Raw genomic sequence first — 16,746 nt, forward strand, 5'->3', positions numbered from 1 at the left:
CTGTGCTGATCCCTCGTCGGACGAAGTTCCGCAAGCAGCACCGTCCGCACCGGACGGGTATGTCCAAGGGCGGGAACCGGGTCTCCTTCGGTGACTTCGGTATCCAGGCCCTGGAGCCAGCCTATGTCACCAACAGGCAGATCGAGGCGGCTCGTATCGCCATGACCCGCCACATCAAGCGTGGGGGCAAGGTCTGGATCAATATCTTCCCGGACCGCCCACTGACCAAGAAGCCTGCCGAGACCCGCATGGGCTCCGGCAAGGGGGCTCCCGAGTGGTGGATCGCTAACGTCAAGCCGGGGCGCGTCGTCTTTGAGCTTGGCGGTGTCGATGAGGCTCTTGCTCGCGAGGCCATGCGCCGTGCCCAGCACAAGCTGCCGATGAAGACCCGTTTCGTGACCCGTGAAGGTGGTGACATCTGATGGCTATCGGTTCGAAGGGCCTGACTCCGTCGGATCTCGACGGCATGGATGACGAGCGCCTTGCCGAGGAGCTCTCCAAGGCCAAGGCTGAACTGTTCAACCTGCGGTTCGCCTCAGCGACCGGGCAGCTTGAGGACCGGGGGCGACTCAAGGCCGTGCGCCGTGACATCGCCCGTATCTACACCATCGCGCGCGAGCGTGAGCTCGGCATCCGCACCGCTCCCAGCAGCACGGAGGAGTCCAAGTGAGCGAGCAGACTACAGCAGGAGAGACCGCGTCGGGCGTCGCGGAGGCAGGCCAGGCCCCCGTTGAACGTAACCACCGCAAGGTTCGTCGCGGCTACGTGGTATCGGACAAGATGGACAAGACCATCGTGGTTCTGGTCGAGGAGCACTACAAGCACGCCCTGTACGGCAAGGTTGTGCGCCGTTCCAAGAAGTTCAAGGCCCACGATGAGCGCAACGAGGCCGGGATCGGTGACCTCGTATCTATCATGGAGACCCGCCCTCTCAGTGCCACTAAGCACTTCCGGCTGGTTGAGATCATCGAGAAGGCCAAGTAGAGGCCACGCCAGGGTCGAGGAGGGGCTGTCGGCTGGAGCCCTGTTCCCTGTCCCGATCGCAAGCGGCGCCGCTGCCCGTCAGTGACGGCACCGCACCCCGTCAAGGGGTGCGGTGCCGTCTGTGTATATGGCGCTATATGATGCTACGCAGACCTGTGCTGCACAGACGGGGTGGCTGAGCGCAGTGGCTCTAGGTGCAGTGACTATAGGTGCACGGAGCCGGAAAGCGGCGGAGACTGGTCGTGGTGAGCAATCACATAGGACGTTAGTGTCTCTTCGGTGTCGCCTCGCCAGTTCCGTGGACTATCCTCGGAGGGCTGCGTACGTCCTCGACGCGCCCGGCAGAGACCTCGTGCCCCGTGCGCCTGTGTCTGCCGGGAGAGCGTGTTGCAGGCTCCCCCTGTGGATCGGCTCGTCCCGTCACGCCCGGGGGTGCTGCGCAGGTCCAGAAGAACGTTCGGCCAGGCTCGGGACTCCTCTCGAGAACCAGCTCGACGACAGGAGAATACTCAATGATCCAGCAGGAGTCGCGACTGAAGGTCGCCGACAACACCGGTGCCAAGGAGATCCTGTGCATCCGTGTTCTCGGCGGCTCGGGTCGGCGCTATGCGGGCATCGGTGACACGATCGTCGCTACAGTGAAGGACGCCATCCCCGGTGGCAACGTCAAGAGGGGCGATGTCGTCAAGGCGGTCGTGGTGCGCGCCCGCAAGGAGCGACGCCGCCCGGACGGGTCGTACATCCGTTTCGATGAGAATGCTGCCGTTATCCTCAGGAACGACGGCGAGCCGCGCGGAACTCGTATCTTCGGCCCCGTCGGCCGTGAGCTTCGTGACAAGAAGTTCATGCGCATCGTCTCACTCGCCCCGGAGGTGATCTGACCATGGCGCGCGTCAAGAAGGGCGACCAGGTCATTGTCATTGCAGGCAAGGACAAGGGAAAAACAGGCCGGGTCCTGGAGGTCCACCGCAGCACGGACCGGGTGGTGGTCGAGGGCGTCCAGCGCGTTACCAGGCACACCAAGGTGGGGCAGTCCGCACAGGGGGCTCGTACCGGCGGTATCGAGACCGTTGAGGCGCCGATCCACATGTCTAACGTCATGCTCGTGGACCCCAAGACCAAGAAGCGCACCCGGGTGGGCTTCCGTCTCGAGGAGGGGGAGCGTCCCAACGGCCGTAAGCGTACTGTGCGCGTGCGTTACGCGAAGAAGAGCGGGGAGGACCTGTAACCATGGCTGACAGCACTGACGGGGGCGCTGAGAAGAAGATGACCCCACGGCTGAAGACGCGCTACACCCAGGAGGTGCGTCCTGCCCTGCTCAAGGAGTTCCAGCACGGCAACGTGATGGAGGTCGGTAACGTCGTCAAGGTTGTCGTCAACATGGGTGTGGGCGAGGCGGCCCACGACTCGAAGATGATTGAGGGCGCCGTGCAGGACCTCGCCGCCATCACCGGCCAGAAGCCCCAGGTCACCAGGGCGCGCAAGTCCATCGCGCAGTTCAAGCTGCGGGCGGGTATGCCGATCGGGGCGCACGCCACGTTGCGCGGAGACCGGATGTGGGAGTTCCTCGACCGTCTCATCTCCATCTCCCTGCCGCGGATCCGCGACTTCCGGGGACTGAGTCCCAGGCAGTTTGACGGCAACGGCAACTACACGTTTGGTCTCACCGAGCAGTCCGTGTTCCACGAGATCGACCAGGACAAGATCGACCGCGTGCGCGGCATGGACATTACCGTGGTGACCACGGCCAAGACCGATGAGGAGGCCCGCTCCCTGCTCAAGCAGCTCGGCTTCCCCTTCAAGGAGAAGTGACATGGCGAAGACCGCTCTGATCAACAAGGCCAACCGCAAGCCCAAGTTTGGCGTGCGCGCCTACACGCGCTGCCAGCGTTGCGGACGTCCGCACTCCGTGTACCGCAAGTTCGGCCTGTGCCGTATCTGCCTGCGGGAGATGGCCCTGGCGGGCCAGCTTCCCGGCGTGAGCAAGTCCAGCTGGTAAGAACTTACGTCGCAGGTCCGAGAGGAAACCACGACGAGGAAGGGCCGAGGCCCACTCATGACTATGACAGACCCCATCGCAGACATGCTGACTCGTCTGCGTAACGCAAACAGCGCCCACCACGACTCTGTTTCCATGCCGTCGAGCAAGCTCAAGGTCAGTATCGCCCAGATGCTGAAGTCCGAGGGCTACATCGCTGACTACGAGGTGACGGACGCCGAGGTCGGCAAGACGCTCACGCTGACCCTGAAGTACGGTGCCAACCGCCAGCGCGCTATCCAGGGCCTGCGCCGGATCTCCAAGCCCGGCCTGCGCGTCTACGCAAAGTCCACGAACCTGCCCAAGGTCCTGGGGGGGCTCGGAGTGGCGATCCTGTCCACCTCCTCCGGCCTCCTCACCGACCGGCAGGCTGAGTCCCGGGGCGTGGGCGGCGAAGTCCTCGCCTACGTCTGGTGAGGCAAGGAGCGGAGGAAAACCATGTCTCGTATTGGACGTCTCCCCGTTCCGGTCCCGGCCGGAGTGGATGTGACAATTGATGGAAACGAGGTGACGGTCAAGGGCCCCAAGGGTACCTTGTCCCGGACCGTTGCCGAGCCGCTGAGCGTGACTCGTCAGGAGGACGGCTCCATCCTGGTGACGCGGCCCGACGACGAGCGCCGTTCCCGCTCCCTTCACGGCCTGTCGCGCACTCTCATCAACAACATGGTGGTGGGCGTGACCCAGGGGCACGAGAAGAACCTTGAGATCGTCGGCACCGGTTACCGCGTGGTCGCTAAGGGGCAGGGCATCGAGCTGTCGCTGGGCTTCTCCCACACCGTGACGGTCGAACCGCCGGAGGGAGTCACCCTGACGGTGGACGGCAACCTCAAGATCAAGGTGTCGGGCATTTCCAAGGAGCAGGTTGGCGAGGTGGCCGCTAACATCCGCAAGATCCGTCCGCCGGAGCCCTATAAGGGCAAGGGTGTGCGCTACGCGGGTGAGAACGTGCGTCGTAAGGTCGGAAAGGCTGGTAAGTGACCATGGCTTACTCGATCAAGAGGGGCAAAGGAAGCCCCCGGGCCGTGGCCCGCAAGATCCGCCACCAGCGTGTGCGCAAGAAGGTCAGCGGTACGCCCGAGCGTCCTCGCCTGGTGGTGACCCGTTCCAACCGGCACATGGTGGCCCAGGTTGTCGACGACACCATTGGCCATACGCTGTGCGCCGCCTCAACCCTGGAGCAGGCAGCCAAGGGTGTCGAGGGGCACAAGGTCGGAGCGGCCCGCAGGGTCGGCGAGCTCGTGGCGCAGCGGGCCAGAGCGCTGGGCATTGAGGCTGTCGTGTTCGACCGTGGAGGCAACAAGTACCATGGGCGGGTGGCAGCCGTCGCGGAAGGTGCCCGTGAAGGAGGCCTGACGCTGTGATCACCACGACGACAGAGACGACGAGAAAGCAGAGGAACATCTGATGGCTGCACCGCAGCGAGACGGGTCCGCGTCGTCTGACGGCTCGACCCAGCGTGAGAACGAGGAGCGCCGGGGCGAGGGCCGCGGCCGCCGTGACCGTGGCGGCGACCGTCGGGACCGTGGCCGGAGCAACGACGACAAGTACATCGAGCGCGTCGTCTCGATCAACCGTGTCTCCAAGGTCGTCAAGGGCGGCCGCCGCTTCACCTTCACCGCCCTGGTGGTCGTCGGTGACGGCGAGGGGACCGTGGGCGTGGGCTACGGCAAGGCAAAGGAGGTGCCTGCCGCGATCGCCAAGGCCGTGGAGGTCGCCAAGAAGGGCTTCTTCCACGTGCCGATGATCCGCCGTACCATCCCGCACCTGGTCCAGGGCGAGGACTCCGCAGGCATCGTGCTGCTACGTCCTGCCTCCCCGGGTACCGGCGTTATCGCCGGCGGCCCGGTGCGTGCCGTCCTGGACTGCGCCGGTGTCCACGACGTCCTGTCCAAGTCGCTGGGCTCCTCCAACGCGATCAACATCGTCCACGCCACGGTGGATGCCCTTAAGCAGCTGGAGCAGCCTGAGGGTGTCGCCGCCCGCCGGGGCCTGCCCCTGGAGGACGTCGCTCCGCAGTCGATGCTGCGAGCCCGCGCTGAGGGCGAGGCCGACAGGCGCGCCGAGGCTGAGAAGAAGGAGGCCGACAAGGCCGCAGAAGGAGTGCGTGCGTGATGGCTGACACCACGACAAGGCAGAGCGGTGAGCACGGTGCCAGACGGCTCAGGGTCACGCAGGTCCGTTCTGGCATCGGCGGCACCCACCGCCAGCGTGCCTCGCTGCACACCCTGGGGCTGCGCAGGATCCGTCAGAGCGTTGTACGGGAGGACTCCCCCTCCGTGCGGGGCCTGATTGCCAAGGTGCGCCACCTGGTTACCGTTGAGGAGGTCTGAGATGGCTGAGTCCAGGAAGACACAGAGGGACACCCAGAAGGACACTGAGGGTGGTCCTGAGACGCAGGCAGCAGGTGGGTCCCGGGTTGTGCGGCTGCACCACCTGCGGCCTGCGGCGGGCTCTAGGAAGGCCAGGACTCGTGTGGGTCGTGGTGAGGGCTCCAAGGGAAAGACCGCCGGGCGGGGTACCAAGGGCACCAAGGCTCGCTACCAGGTCCGCCCTGGTTTCGAGGGCGGGCAGATGCCCCTGCACATGCGCCTGCCCAAGCTTCGCGGCTTCCGCAGCCCCCACCGGGTGGAGTACCAGCCGGTCAACGTGGGGCGTATCGCTGAGCTCTTCCCTGCTGGCGGCACGGTGACCGTGGAGGACCTGGTTGCTGTCGGCGCGGTGCGCAAGGGCCACCTGGTCAAGGTCCTAGGCGGCGGTGACGTGACGGTGGCTCTCACGGTCACCGTGGACGCCTGGTCCGGCTCCGCCAAGGAGAAGATCGAGGCCGCAGGTGGGTCCATCACCACCCGGTGAGCGGCGCACCCGTTTGCCCATGACGAACGCGTGACGGAGCCCGGCCCGTCCAGGAGCATCCTGGAGGCCGGGCTCCGTCAACGGTAGTCTGACCTGGGCGCATACCCGGTGTCCCACCCGTCTGGCGGGTGGAGCCGTGAGACACGACCGACCACACGACACACTACCGAGTACACAGGAGATCGAGTGCTCAGCGCGTTCATCCAGGCGTTTCGGACGCCCGACCTCAGGGCCAAGCTCCTCTTCACCCTGGGCATCATGGCTCTGTTCCGCCTGGGATCGACAGTGCCCGCTCCAGGCGTGGACATGGCCAACGTCCAGGTCTGCGTAGGAGAGGCTGAGGGGCAGGGCCTGCTCAGCCTGATCAACATCTTCTCCGGGGGAGCGCTGCTCCAGCTGAGCGTCTTCGCCCTGGGAATCATGCCCTACATCACCGCGTCGATCATTATCCAGCTGCTGCGCGTGGTCATCCCCCGGTTCGAAGAGCTCCACAAGGAGGGCCAAGCCGGTACCGCCAAGCTGACGGAGTACACCCGCTACCTCACGATCGGCCTGGGCCTGCTGCAGTCAGCCACCATCGTGTCGACAGCGGCCACCGGCCAGCTGTTCGTAGGCTGCTCCGTGGAGGTCGTGCCTGACGCCTCCTTCGTCACCCTGGCTCTCATGGTCGTCACCATGACAGCAGGGACCGGACTCATCATGTGGCTGGGCGAGCTGATCACCGAGCGCGGCATCGGCAACGGCATGTCCCTGCTGATCTTCACCTCCATCGTCGCCCAGTTCCCGGCCAACATGATCTCCATTGCCGGGGGCAACAACGGCCTGTCACGTTTCCTCATCGTGGTGGCGGTGGTTCTGGCGGCCACGTTGGCCGTGATCTTTGTGGAGCAGGCGCAGCGCCGCATCCCCGTCCAGTACGCCAAGCGGATGATCGGTCGTCGGCAGTACGGAGGGTCCACCACCTACATCCCGATCAAGATCAACACCGCTGGAGTCATCCCGGTCATCTTCGCCTCCTCGATCTTGGCTATGCCCCAGCTGGTTGCCGGATTCGGCCGCCCCACCGACGGGTGGGTCATCTGGATCATGAACAACCTCCAGCAGACTCACCCCCTCTACCTGAGTGCCTACGCCGTCCTCATCCTGTGCTTCGCCTTCTTCTACACCGCGATCACCTTCAACCCCGAGGAGACCGCGGACAACATGAAGCGCTACGGCGGGTTCATCCCGGGAATTCGTGCCGGGGAACCGACGGTGCGCTACCTGACCTACGTCATCAACCGTGTCACCACAGCGGGTGCCATCTACCTCGTCCTTCTCGCCCTGCTTCCGACTGTCGCGGTGATCTGGCTGGGGCTGGCCCAGACCCTGCCCTTCGGAGGCACCACCATCCTTATCATGGTGGGAGTGGGTCTCCAGACCGTCAAGGAGATCAACTCCCAGCTCCAGCAGCGCCACTACGAAGGGTTCTTGTCATGAGTGCACGCATGGTTCTTCTCGGTCCACCTGGCGCGGGAAAGGGGACCCAGGCCGCTCGCGTCGCTGAGCACCTGGGCGTCCCGGCGATCTCCACCGGGGACATCTTCCGTGCCAACGTCGCCGAGGGAACTGAGCTGGGGACCCAGGCCCAGGGCTATATCGACCGCGGTGAGTACGTACCGGACTCGGTGACCAACGCGATGGTGGCTGACCGGATCAGCCAGGAGGACTGCCGTGAGGGGTTCCTGCTGGACGGCTACCCGCGTACGCAGGCTCAGGTCGCTGCCCTGGACGAGATGCTGGCCTCCTCCGGGTCCCGCGTGGACCTGGTCCTGGAGATCACCGCCCAGGAAGAGGCCGTTGTCGAGCGCCTGCTGAGGCGTGCCAGTGAGCAGGGCCGCGCGGACGACACCGAGCCGGTCATCCGCCACCGGCTGAAGGTCTACGCCGAGGCCACCGCGCCGCTGGTGGACCTGTACACGCGTCGAGGCCTGCTGGTCAGCGTGGACGGCATGGGCGACGTCGAGGAGGTTACGCAGCGCATCCTCGCGGCACTGTCCCGGCACGACCTGTGCGGCTAGGACCGGCTGCGGTGGGATAGTGCTCGGGCAGCCGTCCGGGCAGAAGGGAGTGCAGCGTGTTCTCACGGGAGCAGATCCAACTGAGGACTCCTGACCAGGTCCGGCATATGCGTCGTGCCGGCCTGGTGGTGGCGAAGGTGCACGCTGCCCTGCGGGAGGCCGTGGCGCCCGGGGTCACCACTGCAGAGCTTGACGTGGTGGCCGCCGAGGTCATCGCACAGTCTGGTGCCAGGTCCAACTTCCTGGGCTACTACGGGTACCCGGCCACCGTGTGCGTGTCCGTCAACGAGGAGGTCGTGCACGCGATCCCGGGGAAGCGCAGGCTGCGGGCCGGGGACCTGGTCACCTTTGACTGCGGCGCCTACGTCGTGGACGAGGAGGGGACTCAGTGGCACGGTGACGCCGCCTTCACCACCGTGGTCGGGGGTACCTATCAGGACCCTCTCGACGAGCTCGTGGACACCACGACCTATGAGGCCCTGTGGTCGGCTGTGGCTGCCGTCGCGGTCGCCGTCCAGAGTGGCGCCTCCGGTCGCGGGGGGAGGCTCAACGTGGTCGGTGACGCTGTCGAGGCCGTGGTGGAGCGGGCCGCTGAGCACCACGGGCACCGGCTGGGTATTCTCCGGGAGTACGTGGGGCACGGGATCGGCACGCAGATGCACATGTCGCCCGACGTGCTCAACTACTCGGTGAGCCGCCGGGGCCCCAGGCTGAGGCCCGGAATGGTCCTGGCTATCGAGCCGATGCTGACCGCCGGGCCGCCTCGGGTACGCGAGCTCGACGACGGATGGACCGTCGTCACCTGTGACGGATCGCGTGCAGCACAGTGGGAGCACACGGTCGCGATCCTCCCCGGGGGGGTGTGGGTCCTGACCGCGCCGGACGGGGGAGCGCAGGGGCTAGAGCCTTTTGGCCTGGCGCCGGTGGTCCTGTCCTGACAGGCGGTCCTTGGCATGCGGTTGGGGGCGGTGCACGTCGGGACCACTCCCGATCAGGCCGACGGCAGGCCGCAAGTGTCGGTGTGTCCGGAAACACCGCGGACGTGGCCGCCAGGGCATGGTAGGTGACAGCGTTCCTGCCGTAGAGTTTGCTGCTGGACGCCTGTCCGTCGATCCTTCCTGCCCATGCACCTTGTCCTCCGGCAGCCGGTGCCGTGGACCAAGTTCCTGTGGTCGGCAGCGGCGTCCGCCGGGCGGCGCTCGTCGTCGGGCACGTTCGAGCGAACAACCACTGTTGGAGGGACATGGCTAAGAAGGACGGAGTCATCGAGGTCGAGGGATCGGTCGTCGAGGCCCTTCCGAACGCGATGTTCCGGGTTGAGCTGAGCAACGGGCACGTAGTGCTCGCGCACATCTCCGGAAAGATGCGGCAGCACTACATTCGTATCCTTCCCGAGGACCGGGTGGTCGTCGAGCTCAGCCCGTACGACCTGTCCCGTGGTCGCATCGTCTACCGTTACAAGTGAGAGCCGGCTCAGTACAGCCGACGGAGGAGCAGCATGAAGGTCAAGCCGAGTGTCAAGAAGATCTGTGACAGCTGCAAGGTGATTCGTCGCCACGGCCGCGTCATGGTCATCTGCGATAACCCGCGGCACAAGCAGCGTCAGGGCTGAGTCCAGCCCACGCACCGTGGCCCCTGGCCACCACACAAGGCACCTGTCCCAGCCAGTCCTGCTAGGCAGCGGGACCGCAACCCCCGGTTCTCGGAGGCCGGGGCCGCCCTGCGGGGCGGGGGAGACGGGTGACGACCTCCGGGAGCACACAGGAGAACCACATCGTGGCACGCATTTCTGGTGTTGACCTACCTCGCGACAAGCGTGTGGAGGTTGCACTGACTTACATCTTCGGGATCGGGCGCACTCGTGCGGTCGAGGCCCTGGCGGTAACGGGGGTCAGCCCCGACACCCGCGTCAAGGACCTGACTGAGGATGAGCTCGTCGCCCTGCGAACCCACATCGACTCCACCTACCAGGTAGAGGGCGACCTGCGGCGTGAGGTCCAGGCGGACATCCGTCGCAAGATCGAGATCGGCTGCTACCAGGGCCTGCGCCACCGTCGGCACCTGCCGGTCCACGGCCAGCGCACCAAGACCAACGCGCGCACCCGTAAGGGTCCCAAGCGCACGGTGGCCGGCAAGAAGAAGGCCAAGTAACACACAGGTAAGCAGACGCTGAGCGGGCTCGCGCCCGCCGCGTAGGACGATCTCACCACGAAGAAGGAAGAATGCCCCCTAAGACCCGCGCCACCGCGCGCAAGACGCGCCGTAAGGACCGCAAGAACGTCACTCACGGCCACGCCTACATCAAGTCCACGTTCAACAACACCATCGTCTCGCTGACTGATCCTCAGGGCGCTGTCATCGCCTGGTGCTCCTCGGGGCAGGTTGGCTTCAAGGGCTCGCGCAAGTCGACTCCCTACGCCGCCCAGCTGGCCGCTGAGGCCGCCGCACGGCGCGCCCAGGAGCACGGGATGAAGAAGGTCGACGTCTTCGTCAAGGGGCCGGGTCCCGGCCGCGAGACCGCTATCCGCTCGCTGCAGGCAGCCGGCCTGGACATCGGCCCGATCACTGACGTCACTCCCCAGGCGCACAACGGCTGCCGCCCGCCAAAGCGCCGTCGCGTCTGAGCCTCATTAGGACCTCACCGGGACGTGGTCGCCCCTGCGAGTGCTTTCTCCGAGCCTTCTAGGGGTGCCGCGGTCCTCGAGGCCTCCAGCCGCTGTCGGCGGAGCGCCAGGGTCGGCACAGCCGTCTGACTGGCCGTCCAACCTGATCAGGAACGGCGTCATATAGCGGGCGCCGCGACGAAAGGAAACCACGTGCTTATCGCACAACGACCCACGCTGACCGAGGAGGTTGTCGAGGAGAACCGCCGGTCGCGGTTCGTGCTCGAGCCTCTCGAGCCCGGATTCGGCTACACGCTCGGCAACTCCCTGCGGCGTACGCTGCTGTCCTCCATCCCGGGAGCGGCTGTCACCTCCGTGCGCATTGACGGGGTGCCTCACGAGTTCCGGACTATCCCGGGCGTCAAGGAGGACGTCGCCCAGATCATCTTGAACATCAAGGAGATCGTCCTGTCCTCGGAGAACGACGAGCCGGTGGTGATGTACCTGCGCAAGTCGGGTCCGGGCGCCGTCGTGGCCGGTGACATCACCCCGCCGACCGGGGTCGAGATCCACAACCCCGAGCTGGTCATCGCCGTCCTCAACGAGAAGGGCAAGCTGGAGATCGAGCTGACTGTCGAGCGTGGCCGCGGCTACGTCTCCGCCAACCAGAACAAGGACCCTAACGCCGAGATCTCCCGTATCCCGGTGGACTCCATCTACTCTCCGGTCAGGAAGGTCTCCTACGAAGTCGAGGCCACCCGTGTAGAGCAGCGCACGGACTTTGACAGGCTGATTGTGGACGTGGAGACCAAGGCCTCGATGACCCCGAGAGACGCCCTGGCCTCCGCAGGCAAGACGCTGGTCGAGCTCTTCGGCCTGGCCCGTGAGCTTAACGTCGAGGCGGAGGGGATCGAGGTGGGCCCGTCGCCGGTGGACGAGGCCTTCCAGCAGGACCTGGCGCTCATGATTGACGAGCTGGACCTGCAGGCCCGCTCCTCCAACGCTCTCAAGCGGGAGGGCATCCACACTGTTGGTGAGCTGGTGTCACGCAGCGAGGCTGACCTGCTTGACATTCGTAATTTCGGTGCGAAGTCCATCTCGGAGATCAAGGACAAGCTGGCCGAGCTGGGGCTGTCCCTCAAGGGCTCGCCGGTCGACTACGTCTCCGACGACGACTACACCGCCAACCCCACGTTCAGCGACGAGCAGCAGGCCTGAGGCCACTCGTCATTCACCTAGGAGACAACCATGCCTCGCCCCACCAAGGGCCCCCGGCTGGGCGGTAGCGCCCAGCACGAGCGCCACATGCTGGCCAACCTTGCCACGCAGCTGATCGTCCACGAGTCCATCAAGACCACCGAGGCTCGTGCCCGCCGCCTGCGTCCCTATGTCGAGAAGCTGATCACCAAGGGTAAGCGTGGTGACCTGCACGCTCGTCGTACCGTGATGAAGAAGGTGACGGACAAGTTCGCCGTCTACCGTCTTTTTGAGGTGCTTGCTCCTCAGCTCGAGGGGCGCGACGGCGGCTACACCCGTATCGTCAAGACCGCGCCTCGTAAGGGTGACAACGCGCCGATGGCGGTCATCTCCCTGGTGCTGGAGCCGGTGGCGCGCAAGGAGGTGGTTGCCGATGCCGTGGCCACAGCCAAGCGGGCAGCGACCCGGGCCGCTGAGGAGGCTGAGGCCGCGACCAGCGCCGCCAGGACGGACAACGACGCCTCGGCCCCGTCACAACAGGAGGCGGAGGACGCGGGGTCCTCGCAGGCTGGCAGCGAGTCCGAGAAGTCCGAGAAGAAGGACTACGCGGGCTCTGTCCGGCTGGCGGAGGGGTCCACCGAGGCCCCAGACGCTGACCACCAGGTCAAGGGGAACGAGGACTCCATGAAGTACCACGTGCCCGGTTCGCGCTGGTACGACGCTACTGTGGCCGAGGTGTGGTTCGCCTCGGCCGAGGCGGCACAGGCCGCAGGATTCTCCCCTGCTGGTGGTGCGGCAGCCCAGAAGGTGACCGAGGAGGCCTAGACAGCCTTCGCTTCCGGCTCGGCGAAGCCCCCTTCCAGATGGGTGTCTGCTGACTGCGGGGTCCGTCTCACGCCTTTCGGTGGGTGAGACGGACCCCGCACTCGTGTATCTCGCGTTCCTGGGCGTCTTCCGGGACGGACCACCCCCCTGAGGCGGGACCCGGCTTAGCGCCTGCGGCCTCAGGGGTGGGAAGGGTCTCTACTCCAGCGCGCGGATGATGTCCTCGACAGTGCCCTTGGCGTCGCCAAACAGCATAGAGGTGTTGTCCTTGAAGAACAGGGGGTTCTGGACTCCCGCGTAGCCGGTGGCCATGGAGCGCTTGAAGACGATGACACGCCTGGCCTCCCACACCCGTAGGACCGGCATGCCCGCGATGGGTGAGCCTGGCTCGTCTGCAGCCGGGTTGACTGTGTCGTTGGCCCCGATGACCAGGACGACATCCACCTCCCCCAGGTCGTCATTGACCTCGTCCATCTCCAGGACGAGGTCGTAGGGGACCTTGGCCTCGGCCAGGAGCACGTTCATGTGACCGGGGAGGCGGCCAGCCACCGGGTGGATGCCGAAGACGACCTCGACCCCCTCGTTGCGCAGCATCGCTGTGAGGGTGGCAACCGGGTACTGGGCCTGTGCCACAGCCATTCCGTACCCAGGAGTAATGACCACCCGCCGTGCCTCCTGGAGGAGCTGGGCGGTGGTTATGGCGTCGATCTCGTTGATCGTCCCTTCGGCGGTGCCGAGCTCGGCTGTGACTCCTTCGGTACCGAAACCTCCCAGCAGCACAGAGACGAAGGAACGGTTCATCGCTTGGCACATGAGGTAGGACAGATAGGCTCCCGAGGAGCCGACGAGGGCGCCGGTGATGATCAGCAGGTCGTTGTTGACCAGGAAACCTGTGAAGGCGGAGGCCCATCCCGAGTAGGAGTTCATGATGGACACTACGACGGGCATGTCGCCGCCGCCGATGGCGACAACCAGGTGCACTCCCAGGGCCAGGGCGATAACCGTCATCGTCGCCAGGCACGCCCAGGCGGCAGGGGAGTGCTCGGGCAGGGCCATGAAAGCCCCCATGAGGCCCAGGGAGACCAGCAGCGCAGCCAGGTTGAGCCAGTTGCGCCCAGGCAGCGTGACAGGACGGCCCGGCACTCGACCGGAGAGCTTGAGCGCGGCTAGCACTGAGCCGGTGAAGGTCACCGCGCCCACGAACACCCCCAGGAAGACCTCACCGCGGTGGAACACGCCGAGCGTGGCCGCCAGGCTGTCGGGAGCGACGTAGGAGCCGTATCCCACGAGCACGGCGGCCAGCCCGACCAGGCCGTTGAGGACGGCCACCAGCTGGGGCATACCGGTCATGGCCACACGCCTGGCCAGCACCATCCCGATGACGGCACCGACAGCAAGTGCCAGGGCGATCAGGATCGCTGTGGTCACCACCCCCTGTCCCGGGTCCGAGGTCAGGGCCAGGGCCGTTCCGGCAGCCACGGCTACAGCCATGCCCAGGGCGCCGGCCAGGTTGCCCCGGGTCGAGGTCTCATGCCGGGACAGCCCGGCGGCAGCCAGGATGAACAGGAGCGCGGCGGCTATGTAGGCGAGGGCCACGGGGGAGGGCAGGCCAGCCGAGGTGCCAGACGCCGTGGACGCGGGAGCCGACAGGGCAGGTAGCAGCATGGACGGTGCGGGTGGCATCGCCTCAGTCCTTCCTGAACATGGCAAGCATGCGGTGGGTCACCGCGAAGCCGCCGAAGACGTTGACGGAGGCCAGGACAACTGCCAGGAAGCTCACGGCGCTGACCAGGAGGTTGTCGTTACCGACCTGCGAGATTGCCCCCAGCAGGATGATGCCGGAGATCGCGTTGGTCACGGACATGAGTGGAGTGTGCAGGGCCGGGGTGACGTTGGAGATGACGTAGAAGCCCAGGACCACCGCCAGCATGAGCACGATGTAGTGGCTCGCCACCGCGACGGGTGTGACCAGGACCAGTGCTGCCAGGGCTAGGGCAGCAGCTACCAGGCCTGCCCGGCGGGCACGGGCGGCGCTCCTGGCTCGGTTCTGCGCCGCCTCCTGTGACGCCGCTGAGGTGTCAGGCGCCTGGGTAGCTGGTGGCACCGTGCCTGCCCCGGCCGTGGGGGCGGCGGACACGGTCACGGCAGGCGGGGGCCACAGGATCTCGCCCGCGTGGGTGACGGTGATGCCCCGTACCACCTGGTCCTCCAGGTCCAGTCTCAGCACGCCGTCCTTGGCCGGGGTCATGAGCGTGAGCAGGTTGACCAGATTCTGCCCGTAGAGCTGGGAGGCCTGGGTGGGAAGCCGTCCGGCCAGGTCCGTGTAGCCCACGATGGTGACGCCGCCGTCAGTAAGGACTACCTCGGAGGGGACCGTCAGCTCGGTGTTGCCGCCGTTGGCAGCAGCCATGTCCACCACGACCGATCCCGGGCGCATCCCCTCCAGCGCGGCGCGGCTCAGCAGCACCGGTGCCTGCCGCCCAGGGACGCTTGCGGTGGTGATGACGATATCAGCCTGGGCCGCCTCCTTGGCGTACAGGGCGGCAGCCAGCTCTGCCTGCTCGGCGCTCATCTGCCTGGCGTAGCCGTCGCTGGAGGCCTCCTGGTGCCCGGGCGCGGAGGGGACGGGGATGAACGTCGCCCCCATGGACCGTACCTGGTCCTCGACCTCAGGACGCACGTCGGTGCCACGCACCTGTGCCCCCAGGGAGGAGGCGGTCCCGATCGCTGCCAGCCCGGCCACCCCGGCACCGATGACGTAGACGGAGGCGGGTGGAAGCTTGCCTGCTGCCGTGACCTGGCCGGTGAACACCCGGCCGAAGTGGGCGGCAGCCTCGATGACGGCGCGGTAGCCAGCGAGGTTGGCCTGGGAGGACAGGACATCCATCGCCTGCGCGCGCGAGATCCTGGGTACCGCGTCCAGGGCGAGCCCGGTCAGGCCGCGTGCCCGCAGGGCCTCGACGAGCCTGGGGCTGCGTGCGGGGGCAAGACGTCCCACGTAGGTCGTACCCGGGCTCATGAGCGCCAGGTGCTCCTCGTCAGGGGCGTCCACCCCCAGCACCACCTCGCAGTCCCATACCTGGGCCTCGTCAGTGACCCGGGCCCCGGCCTCCTCATAGGCGCTGTCAGGGAAGCTGGCGGCCTGCCCGGCGCCGCGCTGGACGTGCACCTCGTAGCCGAGACGGACCAGCCGCGACACCGTCTGCGGCGTCGCGGCGACAAGGGCCTGACCTGGTTTCTCACAGGGAATTCCAGTACGCACGTGTCACTCCTTCACCCCGGTCCTGGGCGCCGCTGCGTAGGGGGAGCCTGCGGGCCGTGGGAGGATCATAGGGAGACCCGTCAGCACTGACAAGACTAGCCGCTCAGGCGAGCCGAGTGACGTCTTTGCGGCACCGGGCTGGCAGCGGGTCCCTCCGTCCCGATCAGCGGGCAGCCATGAGCCAGCAGCGTGCGCCTCCGGTCATGCCAGCCTCGTTGGGGACCACGACGACGTCGTCACCGATCCGGGTCAGCTGGGCGGCGGTGATCCGTCGTGAGTTCCCGCCGCCCAGGTAGAGGCGGTCCCACAGGTACATGGGCCGTAGCGAGTCCACGACGCGTCGCACGCGCCGCGACCAGTGGGCGTCGCCCAGCCGCAGCCGCTCGTGCTCGCCGATGTAGTCGTCGTAGGACAGCCCCCAGCGTACCGGCCCCTGGGACACCTCGACATGCGGTGCCAGGACGCCGTTGTCGAAGACCGCGTTACCCAGGCCGGTCCCCAGGGTGATGATCATCTCCAGCCCGTGGCCGGTGACGACGCCGGCTCCGGCGACCTCGGCGTCGTTGAGGACCAGTGTCGGAGCGTCGAGGCGTTGGGAGACCGCCCTGGCCATGTCGAAACGGGCCCACTGGTCCACCAGCTCGGGCAGGACCCGCGAGCGCGGTCCATCCCGGGTGATGTAGTGGGGGGTGGACACGACCACGCCGTGGCGGATCATCCCGGGCATGCCCACGGTCACTCGGTCGGCGCGGGGCAGCTGGTCCGCCAGGGCCTCGATGGTGTCCACCAGCTTGGTCGGGGGCAGGGGGTAGGGCGTGGAGGTGCGCACGGCACGTGAGACGGTGCTGCCCTCGGCGTCCAGGACAGAGGCCTTGATACCGCCGCCACCACAGTCGACGCACAGGGTGGTCAGTGAGCTCACGG

The 16,746-nt window shown here is 66.6% G+C and carries 25 protein-coding genes; 22 read left to right on the top strand and 3 right to left on the bottom strand.

Annotated elements, in window-relative coordinates; all coding sequences use genetic code 11:
* Positions 1–2 precede the first annotated feature (2 nt).
* The 22 genes from rplP to rplQ all read left to right on the top strand — a co-directional run bounded on the left by rplP (position 3) and on the right by rplQ (position 12,560).
* Positions 3–422, top strand: a complete 420-nt coding sequence (gene rplP / locus D4740_RS11250; RefSeq protein ID WP_119837038.1) for a 50S ribosomal protein L16 — start codon at positions 3–5, stop codon at positions 420–422.
* Positions 422–670, top strand: a complete 249-nt coding sequence (rpmC, locus tag D4740_RS11255) for a 50S ribosomal protein L29 (RefSeq protein WP_119837039.1) — start codon at positions 422–424, stop codon at positions 668–670. Before rplP ends, rpmC begins: the two co-directional genes overlap by 1 nt.
* The gene (rpsQ, locus tag D4740_RS11260; protein ID WP_119837040.1) at positions 667–984 is read left to right on the top strand and encodes a 30S ribosomal protein S17; all 318 of its coding nucleotides are present in this window, start codon (positions 667–669) and stop codon (positions 982–984) included. Before rpmC ends, rpsQ begins: the two co-directional genes overlap by 4 nt.
* A gap of 512 nt (positions 985–1,496) precedes the next feature.
* Entirely contained in the window at positions 1,497–1,865 is a 369-nt protein-coding gene (rplN, locus tag D4740_RS11265) for a 50S ribosomal protein L14 (RefSeq protein ID WP_119837041.1), read from the top strand.
* A gap of 2 nt (positions 1,866–1,867) precedes the next feature.
* Positions 1,868–2,212 carry a 50S ribosomal protein L24 gene (gene rplX / locus D4740_RS11270; RefSeq protein WP_119837042.1) on the top strand — a complete coding sequence of 115 codons (345 nt, stop codon included), beginning with the start codon at positions 1,868–1,870 and terminating at the stop codon, positions 2,210–2,212.
* Positions 2,213–2,214: 2 nt separating this feature from the next.
* Positions 2,215–2,796, top strand: coding sequence for a 50S ribosomal protein L5 (rplE, locus tag D4740_RS11275; protein ID WP_119837043.1), 582 nt, complete (start codon positions 2,215–2,217; stop codon positions 2,794–2,796).
* Between the two features lies 1 nt (position 2,797).
* On the top strand, positions 2,798–2,983 hold the full coding sequence (locus D4740_RS11280; protein WP_119837044.1) for a type Z 30S ribosomal protein S14: 186 nt from the start codon (positions 2,798–2,800) through the stop codon (positions 2,981–2,983).
* A 57-nt stretch (positions 2,984–3,040) separates the two neighbouring features.
* Positions 3,041–3,439: a 30S ribosomal protein S8 gene (rpsH, locus tag D4740_RS11285; protein WP_119837045.1), complete on the top strand. Its 399-nt coding sequence runs from the start codon at positions 3,041–3,043 to the stop codon at positions 3,437–3,439.
* Positions 3,440–3,460: 21 nt separating this feature from the next.
* Positions 3,461–4,000: a 50S ribosomal protein L6 gene (rplF, locus tag D4740_RS11290; RefSeq protein ID WP_119837046.1), complete on the top strand. Its 540-nt coding sequence runs from the start codon at positions 3,461–3,463 to the stop codon at positions 3,998–4,000.
* Between the two features lie 2 nt (positions 4,001–4,002).
* Positions 4,003–4,383 (top strand): 50S ribosomal protein L18, encoded by a 381-nt coding sequence (gene rplR / locus D4740_RS11295; protein WP_119837088.1) that lies wholly within the window; start codon positions 4,003–4,005, stop codon positions 4,381–4,383.
* A 43-nt stretch (positions 4,384–4,426) separates the two neighbouring features.
* Positions 4,427–5,134, top strand: a complete 708-nt coding sequence (rpsE, locus tag D4740_RS11300; protein WP_119837047.1) for a 30S ribosomal protein S5 — start codon at positions 4,427–4,429, stop codon at positions 5,132–5,134.
* Positions 5,134–5,352 carry a 50S ribosomal protein L30 gene (gene rpmD, locus D4740_RS11305; RefSeq protein ID WP_119837089.1) on the top strand — a complete coding sequence of 73 codons (219 nt, stop codon included), beginning with the start codon at positions 5,134–5,136 and terminating at the stop codon, positions 5,350–5,352. The genes rpsE and rpmD overlap by 1 nt, the downstream gene beginning before the upstream one ends.
* Before the next feature lies 1 nt (position 5,353).
* On the top strand, positions 5,354–5,875 hold the full coding sequence (gene rplO, locus D4740_RS11310; RefSeq protein WP_119837048.1) for a 50S ribosomal protein L15: 522 nt from the start codon (positions 5,354–5,356) through the stop codon (positions 5,873–5,875).
* A 186-nt stretch (positions 5,876–6,061) separates the two neighbouring features.
* The gene (gene secY / locus D4740_RS11315; RefSeq protein WP_119837049.1) at positions 6,062–7,354 is read left to right on the top strand and encodes a preprotein translocase subunit SecY; all 1,293 of its coding nucleotides are present in this window, start codon (positions 6,062–6,064) and stop codon (positions 7,352–7,354) included.
* The gene (locus D4740_RS11320) at positions 7,351–7,935 is read left to right on the top strand and encodes an adenylate kinase (protein ID WP_182911409.1); all 585 of its coding nucleotides are present in this window, start codon (positions 7,351–7,353) and stop codon (positions 7,933–7,935) included. The genes secY and D4740_RS11320 overlap by 4 nt, the downstream gene beginning before the upstream one ends.
* 56 nt (positions 7,936–7,991) lie before the next feature.
* Complete coding sequence (gene map / locus D4740_RS11325; RefSeq protein ID WP_119837051.1) at positions 7,992–8,873, top strand: type I methionyl aminopeptidase; 882 nt, start codon at positions 7,992–7,994, stop codon at positions 8,871–8,873.
* A 305-nt stretch (positions 8,874–9,178) separates the two neighbouring features.
* Entirely contained in the window at positions 9,179–9,400 is a 222-nt protein-coding gene (infA, locus tag D4740_RS11330) for a translation initiation factor IF-1 (protein WP_003781847.1), read from the top strand.
* A gap of 33 nt (positions 9,401–9,433) precedes the next feature.
* Positions 9,434–9,547 (top strand): 50S ribosomal protein L36, encoded by a 114-nt coding sequence (rpmJ, locus tag D4740_RS11335; RefSeq protein ID WP_026408797.1) that lies wholly within the window; start codon positions 9,434–9,436, stop codon positions 9,545–9,547.
* Between the two features lie 164 nt (positions 9,548–9,711).
* The gene (rpsM, locus tag D4740_RS11340) at positions 9,712–10,086 is read left to right on the top strand and encodes a 30S ribosomal protein S13 (protein ID WP_119837090.1); all 375 of its coding nucleotides are present in this window, start codon (positions 9,712–9,714) and stop codon (positions 10,084–10,086) included.
* 71 nt (positions 10,087–10,157) lie between these two features.
* Positions 10,158–10,559 carry a 30S ribosomal protein S11 gene (gene rpsK / locus D4740_RS11345; protein WP_119837052.1) on the top strand — a complete coding sequence of 134 codons (402 nt, stop codon included), beginning with the start codon at positions 10,158–10,160 and terminating at the stop codon, positions 10,557–10,559.
* Between the two features lie 192 nt (positions 10,560–10,751).
* Positions 10,752–11,756: a DNA-directed RNA polymerase subunit alpha gene (locus tag D4740_RS11350; protein WP_119837053.1), complete on the top strand. Its 1,005-nt coding sequence runs from the start codon at positions 10,752–10,754 to the stop codon at positions 11,754–11,756.
* A 30-nt stretch (positions 11,757–11,786) separates the two neighbouring features.
* The gene (gene rplQ, locus D4740_RS11355) at positions 11,787–12,560 is read left to right on the top strand and encodes a 50S ribosomal protein L17 (RefSeq protein ID WP_119837054.1); all 774 of its coding nucleotides are present in this window, start codon (positions 11,787–11,789) and stop codon (positions 12,558–12,560) included.
* A gap of 198 nt (positions 12,561–12,758) precedes the next feature.
* On the opposite strand, the gene D4740_RS11360 is transcribed toward rplQ, so the two are convergent.
* The 3 genes from D4740_RS11360 to D4740_RS11370 form a co-directional block, all read right to left on the bottom strand.
* Positions 12,759–14,225 carry an NAD(P)(+) transhydrogenase (Re/Si-specific) subunit beta gene (locus D4740_RS11360; RefSeq protein ID WP_119837055.1) on the bottom strand — a complete coding sequence of 489 codons (1,467 nt, stop codon included), beginning with the start codon at positions 14,223–14,225 and terminating at the stop codon, positions 12,759–12,761.
* 22 nt (positions 14,226–14,247) lie between these two features.
* Positions 14,248–15,822 (bottom strand): Re/Si-specific NAD(P)(+) transhydrogenase subunit alpha, encoded by a 1,575-nt coding sequence (locus D4740_RS11365; RefSeq protein WP_119837056.1) that lies wholly within the window; start codon positions 15,820–15,822, stop codon positions 14,248–14,250.
* A gap of 163 nt (positions 15,823–15,985) precedes the next feature.
* Positions 15,986–16,744: an ROK family protein gene (locus D4740_RS11370; RefSeq protein ID WP_119837057.1), complete on the bottom strand. Its 759-nt coding sequence runs from the start codon at positions 16,742–16,744 to the stop codon at positions 15,986–15,988.
* Positions 16,745–16,746: the final 2 nt, after the last annotated feature.

Source organism: Actinomyces sp. 2119, assembly GCF_003591215.1.
GTDB lineage: Bacteria > Actinomycetota > Actinomycetes > Actinomycetales > Actinomycetaceae > Actinomyces > Actinomyces lilanjuaniae.

What these genes read in the sequence shown, in the direction of transcription:
- rpmC (WP_119837039.1), top strand. Translation starts at nt 422, where the DNA reads ATGGCTATCGGTTCGAAGGGCCTGACTCCGTCGGATCTCGACGGCATG.
- rplN (WP_119837041.1), top strand. Translation starts at nt 1,497, where the DNA reads ATGATCCAGCAGGAGTCGCGACTGAAGGTCGCCGACAACACCGGTGCC.
- rplX (WP_119837042.1), top strand. Translation starts at nt 1,868, where the DNA reads ATGGCGCGCGTCAAGAAGGGCGACCAGGTCATTGTCATTGCAGGCAAG.
- rplE (WP_119837043.1), top strand. Translation starts at nt 2,215, where the DNA reads ATGGCTGACAGCACTGACGGGGGCGCTGAGAAGAAGATGACCCCACGG.
- D4740_RS11280 (WP_119837044.1), top strand. Translation starts at nt 2,798, where the DNA reads ATGGCGAAGACCGCTCTGATCAACAAGGCCAACCGCAAGCCCAAGTTT.
- rpsH (WP_119837045.1), top strand. Translation starts at nt 3,041, where the DNA reads ATGACTATGACAGACCCCATCGCAGACATGCTGACTCGTCTGCGTAAC.
- rplF (WP_119837046.1), top strand. Translation starts at nt 3,461, where the DNA reads ATGTCTCGTATTGGACGTCTCCCCGTTCCGGTCCCGGCCGGAGTGGAT.
- rplR (WP_119837088.1), top strand. Translation starts at nt 4,003, where the DNA reads ATGGCTTACTCGATCAAGAGGGGCAAAGGAAGCCCCCGGGCCGTGGCC.
- rpsE (WP_119837047.1), top strand. Translation starts at nt 4,427, where the DNA reads ATGGCTGCACCGCAGCGAGACGGGTCCGCGTCGTCTGACGGCTCGACC.
- rpmD (WP_119837089.1), top strand. Translation starts at nt 5,134, where the DNA reads ATGGCTGACACCACGACAAGGCAGAGCGGTGAGCACGGTGCCAGACGG.
- rplO (WP_119837048.1), top strand. Translation starts at nt 5,354, where the DNA reads ATGGCTGAGTCCAGGAAGACACAGAGGGACACCCAGAAGGACACTGAG.
- D4740_RS11320 (WP_182911409.1), top strand. Translation starts at nt 7,351, where the DNA reads ATGAGTGCACGCATGGTTCTTCTCGGTCCACCTGGCGCGGGAAAGGGG.
- infA (WP_003781847.1), top strand. Translation starts at nt 9,179, where the DNA reads ATGGCTAAGAAGGACGGAGTCATCGAGGTCGAGGGATCGGTCGTCGAG.
- rpmJ (WP_026408797.1), top strand. Translation starts at nt 9,434, where the DNA reads ATGAAGGTCAAGCCGAGTGTCAAGAAGATCTGTGACAGCTGCAAGGTG.
- rpsK (WP_119837052.1), top strand. Translation starts at nt 10,158, where the DNA reads ATGCCCCCTAAGACCCGCGCCACCGCGCGCAAGACGCGCCGTAAGGAC.
- rplQ (WP_119837054.1), top strand. Translation starts at nt 11,787, where the DNA reads ATGCCTCGCCCCACCAAGGGCCCCCGGCTGGGCGGTAGCGCCCAGCAC.
- D4740_RS11360 (WP_119837055.1), bottom strand. Translation starts at nt 14,225, where the DNA reads ATGCTGCTACCTGCCCTGTCGGCTCCCGCGTCCACGGCGTCTGGCACC.